This window comes from Novosphingobium sp. SG707, assembly GCF_012275515.1.
In the GTDB taxonomy this organism is placed as follows: domain Bacteria; phylum Pseudomonadota; class Alphaproteobacteria; order Sphingomonadales; family Sphingomonadaceae; genus Novosphingobium.
In genome coordinates, this window is record NZ_JAAZQL010000006.1 from 158,569 (window position 1) to 172,134 (window position 13,566).

General features: G+C 62.6%; 9 protein-coding genes. 7 read left to right on the plus strand and 2 right to left on the minus strand.

The genetic code is table 11. The features are described 5' to 3' along the window. Nucleotides 1-261 precede the first annotated feature (261 nt). From FHW92_RS17475 to alaS, 6 genes are all read left to right on the plus strand, one after another. Entirely contained in the window at nucleotides 262-1,470 is a 1,209-nt protein-coding gene (locus tag FHW92_RS17475) for a type III PLP-dependent enzyme (protein WP_168604560.1), read from the plus strand. A gap of 128 nt (nucleotides 1,471-1,598) precedes the next feature. After that, a complete protein-coding gene (smpB, locus tag FHW92_RS17480) occupies nucleotides 1,599-2,081 on the plus strand; it encodes an SsrA-binding protein SmpB (RefSeq protein WP_168604561.1) in 483 nt (160 codons plus the stop codon). A 41-nt stretch (nucleotides 2,082-2,122) separates the two neighbouring features. Further along, nucleotides 2,123-2,647, plus strand: coding sequence for a DUF2062 domain-containing protein (locus FHW92_RS17485; protein WP_246870240.1), 525 nt, complete (start codon nucleotides 2,123-2,125; stop codon nucleotides 2,645-2,647). Nucleotides 2,648-2,652: 5 nt separating this feature from the next. Further along, complete coding sequence (locus FHW92_RS17490; RefSeq protein ID WP_168604562.1) at nucleotides 2,653-5,109, plus strand: response regulator; 2,457 nt, start codon at nucleotides 2,653-2,655, stop codon at nucleotides 5,107-5,109. A gap of 107 nt (nucleotides 5,110-5,216) precedes the next feature. Further along, complete coding sequence (gene recA / locus FHW92_RS17495) at nucleotides 5,217-6,290, plus strand: recombinase RecA (protein ID WP_168604563.1); 1,074 nt, start codon at nucleotides 5,217-5,219, stop codon at nucleotides 6,288-6,290. A 191-nt stretch (nucleotides 6,291-6,481) separates the two neighbouring features. Beyond that, nucleotides 6,482-9,130: an alanine--tRNA ligase gene (gene alaS / locus FHW92_RS17500; protein ID WP_168604564.1), complete on the plus strand. Its 2,649-nt coding sequence runs from the start codon at nucleotides 6,482-6,484 to the stop codon at nucleotides 9,128-9,130. 269 nt (nucleotides 9,131-9,399) lie between these two features. Here alaS and FHW92_RS17505 read toward each other — a convergent pair whose 3' ends face one another. After that, on the minus strand, nucleotides 9,400-11,178 hold the full coding sequence (locus tag FHW92_RS17505) for a cation:proton antiporter (RefSeq protein ID WP_168604565.1): 1,779 nt from the start codon (nucleotides 11,176-11,178) through the stop codon (nucleotides 9,400-9,402). 199 nt (nucleotides 11,179-11,377) lie between these two features. Between FHW92_RS17505 and FHW92_RS17510 the strand changes: the two genes are divergently transcribed. Then, nucleotides 11,378-12,103 carry a tetratricopeptide repeat protein gene (locus FHW92_RS17510; protein ID WP_168604566.1) on the plus strand — a complete coding sequence of 242 codons (726 nt, stop codon included), beginning with the start codon at nucleotides 11,378-11,380 and terminating at the stop codon, nucleotides 12,101-12,103. 168 nt (nucleotides 12,104-12,271) lie between these two features. On the opposite strand, the gene FHW92_RS17515 is transcribed toward FHW92_RS17510, so the two are convergent. Further along, complete coding sequence (locus tag FHW92_RS17515) at nucleotides 12,272-13,495, minus strand: NADP-dependent isocitrate dehydrogenase (protein ID WP_168604567.1); 1,224 nt, start codon at nucleotides 13,493-13,495, stop codon at nucleotides 12,272-12,274. Between the last annotated feature and the right edge of the window lie 71 nt (nucleotides 13,496-13,566).

The following is a 13,566-nucleotide window of genomic DNA, read 5'->3' on the forward strand; positions in this document are numbered from 1 at the left end:
TGGCGCGCCGTCCTGCCTGGGCGTTGCGTCACTCTGTTTTTGTCATGAAACTGTCATCTGATTCTGGGATGATTTCAGGATAGTCCAGTTTTCCGCCATTCGTGCTCAAAGCTGCGATGAAGCGTGATTTTTCCGCTTGCACCCCCCGACAAACGGCCTATATGCACCCCCCTCGCTGCCCCATGGGGACTTCCAAACCGCAAGGCAGCTTTTCACCATTGTGTTTATCTTGGCCGAATGGCCTATTGGGGGTCCCTTGCGTTGTCCATTCATCTTGATGCATCGGCTGTAGTTCGCGCCCTCGCGCCCAACGAACCCGTTATCCTCAATCGCCCGCAGGCTGCTGCGCGCGCTGCCCGCTTCTTTGTCGAGAAGTTTCCGGGCAAGTCGCTCTATGCCGTGAAGGCCAATCCCTCGCCCGACCTGCTGGCCGTGCTGTGGGAAAATGGCGTTACGCATTACGACACCGCCAGCATCGCCGAAGTGCGCCTTGTCCGCGAAACGCTGGGCTCGGAGCCGACCCTGTGCTTCATGCACCCGGTCAAGCCCGTTGCCGCGATCCACGAGGCCTATCACATCCACGGCGTCCGCACGTTTAGTCTGGACAGCCAGGAAGAGCTGGAAAAGATCGTCGAGGCGACCCGCGACCGTGACGGCAATGCGGCCACCGATCTTTCGCTCTGTGTGCGTCTGCGCGTATCGAGCGAATATTCGGAGCTGAGCCTCGCGTCGAAGTTCGGGATCGATCTGGCCGATGCGGCCCCGCTGCTTCAGGCCACGCGTCAGGTTGCCGATTGCCTTGGCATCTGCTTCCACGTCGGTTCGCAGGCAATGACGCCCTTCGCCTATGTTCAGGCGCTCGAGCGCGTGCGTGCGGCGATTGTCGATGCGTCGATCACGGTGGACATCATTGATGTGGGCGGCGGCTTTCCCTCGATCTATCCGGGGATGGAGCCTGCGCCGATGGAGGATTATTTCGCCTCGATCCACCGCGCCGCAGAATCGCTGCCGGTGTCCTACTCGTCCGAGCTGTGGTGCGAACCGGGCCGGGCGCTGTCGGCGGAATATAACTCGATGATCGTGCAGGTGGAAAAGCGCCGCGGCAACGAGCTGTTCATCAACGAGGGTGCCTATGGCGCGCTCTATGACGCGGCCCATGTCGAATGGCGTTTCCCGGTCAAGTGCCTCAACCCCGAGCGCGACAGCGCCGAGGAAGACTTCGCCTTCTACGGCCCGACCTGCGACGATGCCGACTATATGGAAGGGCCGTTCCGTCTGCCCGCCAATATCCAGCCGGGCGATTATATCGAGATCGGTATGCTGGGCGCCTATGGTGCGGCGATGCGCACGCGCTTCAACGGCTTTGGCACCGGCATGGTGATCGATGTCCGTGACGAGCCGATGGCGACGCAATATTGCGGCACCCGCCGTGATCCGCGCCATTCGGACAATGTGGTGCGCCTGCGTTAAGGCCTTCGCAAAAGACATGAAAAAAAGGGGGCGGCTCGGCATCGGGTCGCCCCCTTTTTTTGCCCATTGGGTCGAAAACGGCCCGGCAAGGGGTTTCGCTTGGGGCCTGCGCGCCCTACATGCCGAGTATGGCACGCCCGACTCCGACCCAATTCGACAAGAAAAAGACCGTTGCCGAAAACCGGCGCGCGCGTTTCGACTATTTTATCGAGGACAAGCTGGAAGCGGGCATCGCTCTCACCGGCACCGAGGTGAAGAGCCTGCGCTTTGGTGAAGGCTCGATTGCCGAGGCCTATGCCGAGGTGCGCGATGGTCAGGTCTGGCTGGTTAACGCCAATGTGCCCGAATTCAGTCATGGCAACCGCTTTAACCATGAGCCCAAGCGCCCGCGCAAATTGCTGCTGCACGAACGCGAGATCGCCAAGCTGACCGGTGCGGTGGAACGCAAGGGCATGACGCTGGTTCCGCTCTCGGTCTATTTCAACGGGCGGGGCCGGGCCAAGGTCGAACTGGCGCTGGCCAAGGGCAAGAATGTTGCCGACAAGCGCAACACGATCAAAGAGCGCGACTGGAAGCGTGATCAGGCCCGGATCATGAGGGAATACAAGTGAGCGGGCGGCGGCTCGTTTCTCTGTCCAATTGGGCGCGAAACTTGCTGCCCACCCGAGCGGCTTTGGAAAACAGCCGCATTATCGCCCCCTTTGCTCACCTGGTGCTGCGCGCCGATCTGTGGCGGTTCAACCGGCGCAGCGTGCCGCGCGGGGTGGCGGTCGGCCTGCTGGTCGGTATTTTCGCCTTGATCCCCGGCGTGCAGCTGGTGGGCGCGGCGCTGATGTGCGTGCCGTGGCGGGGCAATATCCCGCTGGCGGGCGCGATGACTTTCCTTTCCAATCCGGCCACCACGCCCTTCATCATGGTTGGGGCGATTTCGGTGGGCAATAATTTCGGTTTCCATGCCGATCTGAACACGCTCGATCATCTGTATCGCAGCGGGGCAGGGTTGACGGAATGGAGCCGCTGGATGCTTTCGGATGGCGCGCCAGCGCTGCTGCTGGGGCTGGGCGTGATCTCGGTGGTCAGCGCGGCGGTCGGTTATGTGGTGGCCGCGCTGGTGTGGCGGCGGGTGGTGCTGGTGCGTCACGCGCGGCGGCGGCAACGCTCCGGCACGCAGGGCTGAACGGGATGATGATGTCGGGGGAGCAGGAGCGCGGCGATCAGCCCGCGCGCGGGATGGCGTTGCTGCTGGTGGGCGCGGCGCTGGCGATCAGCGCGGGTCTGGTATGGTTGGCCACGGGGCAGATGGGCGCGGTGGCGGGCTTTGTCGGCGGGGCGCTGGTGCTGGGCGCGGCGGGCGTGATGCTGGGGCGCGGGCCGGGCGCGGCGCCGGACGCGGAGCCCGTGGAACTGGACTGGTCAGTGACGGTGGCCGCGATCGAGGGCGATGCGGCGGTGGCAATTGTGGATCGCGCGGGGCGGCTGGTTTGCGCCAATGGCGCGTTTGAGGCCGGATTTGGCGCATGGGCGCCGCCTACACTGCCCTTTGGCGATGCGGCGGGCGCCTTGGAGGATCTGGCGCGCGCGGCCTGGCGCGACGGCGCGGCGGCCGATGGCGTAACCGCACCTGACGGGACTCGTTGGCGGATCGAAGTGGCGCGGGCGGGCCGGGCCGAGGCCTATCTGATCTGGCGTTTACGCCCGGTGGCCGCGTCCGATCCGGTGGGCGAACTGTGCAATCATCTGGCGGGCAAGCTGGGCGTCGTCTTAGGCCATGCGGGGTTTTGCGCCGCATTGGTCGAAACCGATGGCCGGATTCGTGCGGCAAACCGCGCCTTCGCGCAAAGGTCGGGCGCGGAAGGGGCGTTGGTGGGCCAACCTTTCATCGGCCTGTTGGCGCAGGATGAGCAGGACCGGATTTTCTGGGCTCATGACGTCAAACGCTCGGTGCCTTTGACCTTGTTTTATTTGCCTTTGGTCGATCCAGATGGGCCCGATCTGGCCGATCCGCAGCAAAGCCCCTCGCTGATGCTGCTGGTCGATCAGGGGGTGGGCCTCGGCGGCAGCGGCGAGGTGAGCGCGGCGGTGCCGCATTTGCAGGCGCTGCTGGGCGGATTGCCGCTGGGGCTGGCGATGGCGGATCGCGATGGGCGGCTGCTCTTTGCCAATGCCGCCTTCATGCGCGCGGCGGGGCGCGAAGGGGGAGATGTTCCCACCTATCCCACCGATCTGGTGGTGCGCGAAGATAAGGCGGCGCTGGCCGATGCGGTGCGCCGGTTCGGCTATGGCGCGGCGACCAGCGGCGACGTTGCGGTGCGTCTGGCCGCGCAGCCCGAGGACCCGGTTTCGCTCAGCCTTGCGGGCGTGCGGGGGCTGGGCGAGGCGGCGGTGCTGCTGGGCCTGACCGATACGACCGAGGAAACGCGGCTGAAGCGGCAGGTGGCGCAGGCGACCAAGATGCAGGCAGTGGGGCAGTTGGCGGGCGGGGTGGCCCATGATTTCAACAATGTGCTGACCGCGATCATCGGCACCTGCGATCTGATGCTGCTGCGCCATACGCCGGGCGACAGCGATTATGATGATATTCAGCAGATCCGCGCCAATTCGAACCGCGCGGCCAGCCTGACGCGGCAGTTGCTGGCCTTCAGCCGCCAGCAGACCTTGCGGCCGCAGGTATTGCAACTGCCTGATATTGTTTCGGATATTACGCAGATGCTGCGCCGTCTGATTGGCGAGAAGATCCGCCTGGAGGTCAGCCATGACCGCGATCTCGGGGCGGTGCGGGCCGATCCGACGCAGGTGGAGCAGGTGATCGTCAATCTTGTGGTCAACGCGCGCGATGCGATGCAGGAAGCTTCGCGCAAGGTGGGCGGCGATGGCAGTGGGGCGCTGATGCTGGCCACGCGGCGGGTGCCGGCGGCCGATGTGCGTGCAATGGGCAGCGATATTCTGCCGATTGCCGATTACACCGCGCTGGTCGTGCGCGACACGGGCGGGGGCATTCCGGGCGATATTCTGGGCAAGATCTGGGAGCCGTTTTTCACCACCAAGGAGCAGGGGCGCGGCACCGGGCTTGGGCTTTCGACGGTCTATGGCATTGTAAAACAATCGGGTGGTTTCATCTTTGCCGATAATGTTCCGGCGCAGGACGGGGTGGCGGCGGGCGCGCGCTTCACGGTCTATCTGCCGGTCCATCATGGCGCGGCTGAGGTGGCTGCGCGGCCTTTGGAGGAGGCAACGGCCTGGGCAGGCGGCGGCGATATTCTGCTGGTTGAGGATGAGGATGCGGTGCGCGTGGTGGCCGAAAGGGCACTGAGCCGCGCCGGCTATCAGGTGACCACGGCCAGCGATGGCGAGGAGGGTGTCGAGGCGGTGATGGCGCGGCGCGATTCGGGGGCCGCGATGTTCGATATGGTGGTTTCCGATGTCGTGATGCCGGTGATGGATGGGCCAGCCATGGCGCGCGCCATCCGTGCGGTTGAGCCCGATTTGCCGGTGCTGTTCATGTCGGGCTATGCCGAGGAACAGTTGCGGCGCGAGATCGATATAGTGAATATGTATTTCATCCCTAAGCCTTTTTCCGTAAACCAGATTGCCGGAAAAGTGGCTGGAGTACTGGCCAAAAGGGCGGGGAAAAAGGGCTGAGCGGGACGGCTGGAATAATTTTGTTCCGGCCTTGTTCTTTTGGAACAAATCAAATACACAATGCCGTGTTGACCTTTGGCAACAGCGCCTTAGCAAGGAGACGGCACGTGGCAGCTCAACTCAAGCTGATTCAGGAAGGCAAGGACAAGGACAGCATGGACCGTCAAAAGGCGCTGGAAGCCGCATTGGCACAAATTGATCGGGCGTTTGGCAAAGGTTCTGCCATGCGTCTGGGGGCCAAGGAAGCCATGCAGGTGGAAGCGATTTCCACCGGATCGCTGGGCCTTGATATTGCTCTGGGGATTGGCGGCTTGCCGCGCGGGCGTATCGTGGAAATCTATGGGCCGGAAAGCTCGGGCAAGACCACGCTGGCTTTGCACGCGATTGCCGAGGCGCAGAAGGGCGGCGGGACGGCGGCCTTTGTGGATGCTGAACATGCGCTCGATCCGGTCTATGCCAAGAAATTGGGCGTCGATATCGACAATCTGATCGTTTCGCAGCCCGATACGGGCGAGCAGGCGCTGGAAATCGTCGATACGCTGGTGCGTTCGAACGCGATTGACGTGCTGGTGGTCGACTCGGTGGCCGCGCTGGTGCCGCGGGCCGAAATCGAGGGCGAAATGGGCGACAGCCATGTCGGCCTTCAGGCCCGTCTGATGAGCCAGGCGCTGCGCAAGCTGACCGGTTCGATCAGCCGCTCGCGCTGCATGGTGATCTTCATCAACCAGGTGCGTATGAAGATCGGCGTGATGTACGGCAATCCTGAAACGACGACGGGCGGTAATGCGCTCAAGTTCTATGCTTCGGTGCGTCTGGACATTCGCCGCACAGGCCAGATCAAGGATCGCGACGATATTGTCGGCAATGCGACCCGTGTGAAGGTGGTGAAGAACAAGGTGGCGCCGCCCTTCAAGCAGGTCGAATTCGACATCATGTATGGCGAAGGCATCTCGAAGATCGGCGAGATCCTCGATCTGGGCGTCAAGGCCGGGATCGTCGAGAAGTCGGGCGCGTGGTTCAGCTATGATTCGATCCGCATCGGGCAGGGGCGTGAGAATTCGAAGAACTATCTGCGCGAGCATCCTGAGATTCGTGACCGCATCGAAAACGCCATCCGTGCGCAGACCGAAGGCCTGGCGGGCGAGATGATGGTCGGGCCTGAGGCCGAAGATGACGCGTGATTCCTTCGGTTGAAGGCTGAAAACAGGCGGGGGCGCGGGCGAATTTCTCTCTCGCGCCCCCGTTTTTTTTGATGCGGGCGGGAACAATCAGCAGAAACTGGGCAAAACCTTGCACTGTTCGGCAAAAACGATGGCTATGATTGCGCCTTCCTGCTTGTCCGCCGCCCTTTGGTAGCTTATCGGCAAGCCCCATGATCTCGACCAACGACATCCGCCGCTCCTTTCTCGAATATTTCGGCTCGAATGGCCATGATGTGGTGCCGTCTGCGCCGCTCGTGCCCTATAACGATCCGACGTTGATGTTCACGAATGCGGGCATGGTCCCGTTCAAGAACGTCTTTACGGGGTTGGAGACGCGAGCGATCCCGCGTGCCACCAGCAGCCAGAAGTGCGTGCGCGCCGGGGGCAAGCATAACGATCTCGACAATGTCGGCTATACGGCGCGTCATCATACTTTTTTTGAAATGCTGGGGAATTTCTCTTTCGGCGATTATTTCAAGGAACAGGCTATTACCCATGCCTGGACGCTGCTGACCAAGGAATGGGGGCTGGCCAAGGACAAGTTGCTGGTCACGGTCTATCACACCGATGATGAGGCATTTGGCCTGTGGCAGAAGATTGCGGGTCTGTCGGAAGATCGCATCATCCGCATTCCGACCAGCGACAATTTCTGGTCGATGGGCGATACCGGGCCTTGCGGGCCCTGCAGCGAGATTTTCTTCGATCATGGCGATCACATCTGGGGTGGCCCTCCGGGTTCGCCGGAGGAAGACGGCGACCGCTTCATCGAGATCTGGAACCTTGTGTTCATGCAGTTCGAGCAGCAGGCCGATGGCACGCGCCTGAGCCTGCCCAAGCCGAGCATCGACACCGGCATGGGGCTGGAGCGCATTGCTGCGGTCATGCAGGGCGAGCACGACAATTACGACATCGACACGTTCAAGGCGCTGATCGCGGCGAGCGAGTCGCTAACCGGTGTGAAGGCCGAGGGCGACAGCCGCGCCAGCCATCGCGTGATCGCGGACCATCTGCGTTCCACCAGCTTTCTGCTGGCCGACGGCGTGTTGCCCAGCAATGAAGGGCGCGGTTATGTGCTGCGTCGCATCATGCGCCGCGCGATGCGTCATGCCCATCTGCTGGGTGCTAAGGACCCGTTGATGCACCGTCTGGTGCCTTCGCTGGTGACGGAAATGGGCGCTGCCTACCCCGAACTGGGCCGGGCGCAGGCGTTGATTCAGGAAGTGCTGGAGCGCGAGGAAACCAAGTTTCGTCAGACGCTTGATAAGGGGCTCAAGTTGCTCGACGAGGCCACCGATGGCCTGGGCGAGGGCGGCACGCTGACGGGCGAGACGGCCTTCAAGCTCTATGACACCTATGGTTTCCCCTATGACCTGACCGAGGACGCGCTGCGTTCACGCGGGATCAGCGTTGACAAGGACGGCTTTGACGCCGCCATGGCTCAGCAAAAGGCTGCGGCCCGCGCCGCATGGAAGGGCAGCGGCGAGGCCGCCGCTGGCGAAGTGTGGTTCGACATTGCCGAGCGTGTCGGGGCGACCGAATTCACCGGCTACACCAGCACCACCGGAGAGGCGCAGATCGTTGCCATCGTGAAGGACGGCAAGGAAGTCGAGAGCGCCGACGCGGGCGATGCGGTGACGATCATCACCAACCAGACGCCTTTCTATGGCGAATCGGGCGGCCAGATGGGTGATGCCGGCACGATCACGGGCGCGGATGGTTTGACCATCGTGATTGCCGATACCGCCAAGCCGCTTGGCCGTTTGCACGCTCATGGCGGCAAGATCGAGAGCGGCAGCGTCAAGGTCGGGGATGCGGTCGTTCTCTCGATTGACGTGGTACGGCGCGATGCGATCCGCGCCAACCATTCGGCGACTCACTTGCTGCATGCCGCGCTGCGCAATCGTCTGGGCGCGCATGTTACGCAGAAGGGTTCGCTGGTTGCGCCTGAGCGTCTGCGCTTCGACTTCTCGCAGCCGACTGCGCTGACGGCGGAGGATATCGCCGCCATCGAGGCCGAAGTGAATGCGGAAATTCGCGGCAATGAGGTGGTCAACACGCGTCTTATGAGCCCGGAAGACGCGATTTCGGCGGGAGCCATGGCGCTGTTCGGCGAAAAATATGGCGAGGAAGTGCGCGTTCTGTCGATGGGCAGCAAGGCCGACGGCAAGAACTTTTCGGTTGAACTTTGCGGCGGCACTCATGTGCGGGCTTTGGGCGACATTGGCGTCCTGCGTATCGTCAGCGAAAGTGCGGTGTCGAGCGGCGTACGCCGGATCGAGGCACTGACCGGCGAAGGTGCGCGGCAGTGGTTCGTGAACCGTGAAGAACAGTTGAAGGCTGCCGCTTCGGCGCTGCGCACTACGCCCGATGAGGTTGAAGCGCGCGTTGTGGCGCTGCTCGACGAGCGCAAGAAGTTGGAGCGTGAATTGGCCGAGGCCAAGAAGGCGCTGGCTTTGGGCGGCGGCGGGGCTGCGGCGCAGGCGGCGGACGAGGTGATCAATGGCGTGACTTTCAGTGGTCAGGTGATTGACGGGTTGGACGCCAAGGAATTGCGCGGGCTGCTCGATACGGCCAAGCAGCGGATGGGCAGCGGCGTGGCGGTGATCGTTGCAGTCAATGATGGCAAAGGCGCGATTGCGGCGGCTGTGACCGAGGATCTGACGGACAAGGTCAGCGCGGTCGATCTGGTGCGCGCGGGCGTTGCGGCGCTGGGCGGCAAGGGCGGCGGCGGTCGTCCGGACATGGCGCAGGGCGGCGGGCCGGATGGCGCCAAGGCACTTGAGGCGATTGCGGCGGTCAAGGCTGTGATTGCTGGCTGAATTTCTTGATACTGTTGAATTTTATTAGGGTCGTTGCAGGGCAATCTGCAGCGGCCTTATTGTTTCCTTATTGTTTTCGGCGCGTGGTCGCGGCGATGCATTGCGGCAATGTTCCGATACCCGCCGCATGGATGACTATGCGCTTCGCTTTTTTGGAAAAGTGGTCGCACCGTCTCGCGTGAGGCGTTTCTGATTCCGTAACCGGTGGATGAGCACGCAGCATCGAAAATGCCGCCGGTCACCTGACGGCGCCGGCGGCGGATTTTCCATTACCCCACGCGTTCCCGCAGACTGCTGCTTTTCAGCTTCGGCTTCTCGCTCAAGCCGCCGTCATGCATGATGGTTTCGCGATATTCGTCGCGCTTTTCATGGATCGAGGCGATGACGAAGCCCATCGGCACGCCCAATTCCACCAGCACAGCTTCGGACAGTTGCAGCGTCGCTTCGAGCGTTTCGGGGATCGCGTGGGTTGCGCCCGCGCGATACATGGCGGCGGCGTGGATCGTGTCGCGCGCGCGGGCCAGAATGGGCAGGTCGGGATATTGCGCGCGCAATTTCTTGACCAGACGCTGGGCGGTGCGCGGCTCGTCCATGGTCAGGATGACGCAATTGGCGCGATCAAGGCCCAGCCTTTCCAGCATATGGCTCGATGACGCTTCGCCAAAAGTGGCGCGATAGCCTTGCCGCACGGCGCCCGCGATCAGATCTGGATCGGAATCGATGCCCATATAGGGCTTGTGATGCGCGTTGAGCATATCGGCCACCAGTTGGCCAACGCGGCCGAAACCGATGATAACGGCATGGGGGGCGCTTTCCTCGCCCAGATCCTGGGCCTGATGAGAGGCAGCATCGACCCGGCGCGCAAGGCGCCGCCCAGCCCATGCCAGTAAAGGCGTCACGGTCAGGCCCAGCGCGGTTACCGTCTGCCAGAATTGCGCCGTTGATGGCGCGATCAGCGAGGCGCCGCTGGCCGTGGCGAGCACGATCAGCGTGGTTTCCGAAGGGCTGGACATCAGGATGCCCGCCTCGGTCGCCACGCCCCGCCGCGCGCCGGTCAGACGCAGGATGCCCGCCGTCACCGCCGCCTTGATCACGACCACGCCGGTGGTGGCCGCGATGATCATCACCCAGTTTTGCGCGACGGCCGCGAGGTCGATGCTCATCCCCACGGTGATCAGAAAAACGCCCAGCGCCAGACCTTTAAAGGGGGCTGTGATGCCTTCGACCTCGGTGTGATATTCGGTTTCGGCAATCAGCAGGCCCGCGATCAGCGCGCCGACGATGGGTGACAGGCCGACGCCCGCCGTGGCCAGCGCCGCGACGATGACCACCAGCAGGCTGGCCGAAAGGAAGAGTTCGGGGCTCTTCGTGCGTGCGGCCTGGGCAAACAGATGGGGCAGCATGTAGCGCCCGAACACCATCAACACCGCCACGACCAGCGCGCCATAACCCAGCGTTTGCGCCAGTTCCATCCAGCCCGCGCCTTCCGCGCGGGGCGCCAGCGCGCCCAGCAGGAAGATGATCGGCACAAGCGCCAGATCCTCGAACAGCAGCATGGCCAGCGCGGCGCGGCCAACCGGCGTGGTCGAACCGGCGATGGGCAGCACCAGCGCGGTCGAGGACATGGACAAGGCAAGGCCCAGCCCGACCGCGCCCGCCGCGCTTTGCCCCATCAGCTTCAGTCCGACCCCCAGCGCCAGCGCCGCCAGCAGCAATTCCGCCGCGCCCAGCCCAAGCACCTGTTTGCGCATGGCCCAGAGGCGGTCGAAGGACAGTTCCAGCCCCACCGAGAACAACAGCAGAATGATGCCGAATTCGGCAAAGGGCGCCAGCGCTTGGGCATCGGTGATCGTGACAAAGGCCAGCCACGGCACTTCGGCCACATGACGGCCAAGACCATAGGGGCCGACCAGCAGGCCGACGAGAATGAAACCAATCACCGGCGTAATGCGAAAACGGGCGAAAACCGGGATAACGATGCCCGCTGCGCCCAGAATGACCAGCGCATCGCCCAGCGGCGTGGAGGGGGAGAAAGAAACATGAGCCATGGGGGCAGGCTAGGCCATGGGGGCGGTCATGTCACGGCTGGATAGGGTTCAGACATGGAATGTGGCGGTTTTGTCATGACTTAGTCATAAAAACAGCCTCTATTGCAAAATATGCAACATCCATTGCATTTTTCGCTTTTCCCGTGAAGGCGAATCGGTTAGCCTGGTCTCAACGAAAAGAAGTTTGGGGATTTGTTGGATGCGTAAGACCGGTAAGCGGATTTGGTTGCTGTTGGCGGGATATGCGGTTTCGGCCGCTGGCGTGCTCGCCGTTCCCGCTCAGGCCGCCGATCTTGCTACGCCGGTGACCATGGCCGCCGCCGTTCAGGTGGAAACGCCCTCGACCTCGATGGCGCTTTCTCCAGTTGCGGCGGCCATGGATCTGATGCGTTCGGGGCGCTCGGCCGATGCGCTGGCCTTGCTGGAACCGGCAATGGGCAAGCTGCAATCGGCGGCCAAGGGTGGGGCGCGGCCCTATTGCCAGCATGACGGTTCGGCCAAGCGCGGGGTCCGCGTGCTGGATGCGGATCTGTGCGATGCGCTCTATCTGCGCGCCTTTGCGCTGACCGAATTGGGCCGCCGCACCGATGCGGTGGAGGCTCTGGAGCAATTGACCCAGCTCTCGCCAGATTATCCGCGTTACTTTGTCGAACTGGCCTATGCCTATCGGGCCAGCGGCGACAAGGCGGGCGCGATGGAAACCTATCGCCACGCCGCCGAATTGGCTTCGGCGCCGGGGCAGCAGAAGTATCGCGCGGCGGCGCTGCGCGGCATCGGCAATCTGCTGGTGGATAAAGGGGATCTCGAAGGTGGGGAGAAAGCCTATCGGGACAGCCTGAGCGACGACCCGCAAAATAAGGTCGCGCTTGGCGAACTGCAATATATCGCCCGCAAGCGGGCGGCATCGGAACAGAAGGGCGGCTAAGACCCTAATGACCCTCTTTCAGGGGGGAAGCTGAAGGGCGCCTGTTAACGCAGGCGCCCTTTTTATTTGCCCGCAGCCCTTTTGATCGGCCCGCGCGGTATACGCAAAAAAAAGAAGAGGCCCGGTTTCCCGAGCCTCTCTTTTCGTCATCGAAGGACCGAGGAGCGATTACTCGCCCTTGGCCATTTCGGCTTCGAGGTTCTGGACGATGGCTTCGAAGAACGCTTCGGTCGTGAGCCAGCCCTGTTCGGGGCCGATCAGCAGCGCGAGGTCCTTGGTCATCTTGCCGCTTTCGACGGTTTCGATGCAGACGCGTTCCAGCGTCTGAGCGAACTTCACCACTTCGGGGGTGTTGTCGAAACGGCCGCGATAGATCAGGCCGCGCGTCCATGCGAAGATCGAGGCGATCGGGTTGGTCGAGGTCGCCTTGCCCTGCTGGTGCTGGCGATAGTGGCGGGTCACGGTGCCGTGGGCCGCTTCGGCTTCGACGGTCTTGCCATCGGGCGACATCAGAACCGAGGTCATCAGGCCCAGCGAGCCAAAGCCCTGAGCGACGGTGTCCGACTGCACGTCGCCGTCATAGTTCTTGCACGCCCAGACGAACTTGCCCGACCACTTGAGGGCCGAGGCCACCATGTCGTCGATCAGGCGGTGTTCGTAATGGATGCCGGCATCCTTGAACTTTTCGGCGAAACCTTCGGTGGCGAAGACTTCGGCGAACAGGTCCTTGAAGCGGCCGTCATACTTCTTGATGATGGTGTTCTTGGTCGACAGATACACCGGCCAGCCCAGCGCGAGGCCATAGTTGAACGAGGCGCGGGCGAAATCGCGGATCGAATCGTCAAGGTTGTACATCGCCATGGCGACGCCTGACGAGGGGAAGTTGAACACTTCGCGGTCGATCACTTCGCCATTTTCGCCTTCCCAGACGAGGCGCAGCTTGCCCTTGCCGGGGACGAGGAAATCGGTGGCCTTGTACTGGTCACCAAAGGCGTGACGGCCAACCACGATGGGGTCGGTCCAGCCCGGCACCAGACGGGGCACGTTCGAGATCACGATCGGCTCGCGGAACACAACGCCGCCAAGGATGTTGCGGATCGTGCCGTTGGGGCTCTTCCACATTTCCTTGAGGTTGAATTCTTCAACGCGGGCTTCGTCGGGGGTGATGGTGGCGCACTTCACGCCGACGCCATATTCCTTGATCGCGTTGGCCGAATCGACCGTCACCTGGTCGTTGGTCGCGTCGCGGTTTTCCACCGACAGGTCGTAATACTTCAGGTCGATGTCCAGATAGGGCAGGATCAGTCGTTCACGGATCCACTGCCAAATGATCTTGGTCATTTCATCGCCGTCGATCTCGACAACGGGGTTGGCTACCTTGATTTTTGCCATGTGCTTTTGTTCCCTGGGGTGGAGTGGCTTGCATTCCCCCTAGCATAGGATTTCCGCCGCGCAAGGGCGGG

Coding starts and splice junctions, on each gene's coding strand:
- smpB (WP_168604561.1), top strand. CDS start 1,599: ATGGCACGCCCGACTCCGACCCAATTCGACAAGAAAAAGACCGTTGCC.
- FHW92_RS17490 (WP_168604562.1), top strand. CDS start 2,653: ATGATGATGTCGGGGGAGCAGGAGCGCGGCGATCAGCCCGCGCGCGGG.
- alaS (WP_168604564.1), top strand. CDS start 6,482: ATGATCTCGACCAACGACATCCGCCGCTCCTTTCTCGAATATTTCGGC.
- FHW92_RS17505 (WP_168604565.1), bottom strand. CDS start 11,178: ATGGCTCATGTTTCTTTCTCCCCCTCCACGCCGCTGGGCGATGCGCTG.
- FHW92_RS17510 (WP_168604566.1), top strand. CDS start 11,378: ATGCGTAAGACCGGTAAGCGGATTTGGTTGCTGTTGGCGGGATATGCG.
- FHW92_RS17515 (WP_168604567.1), bottom strand. CDS start 13,495: ATGGCAAAAATCAAGGTAGCCAACCCCGTTGTCGAGATCGACGGCGAT.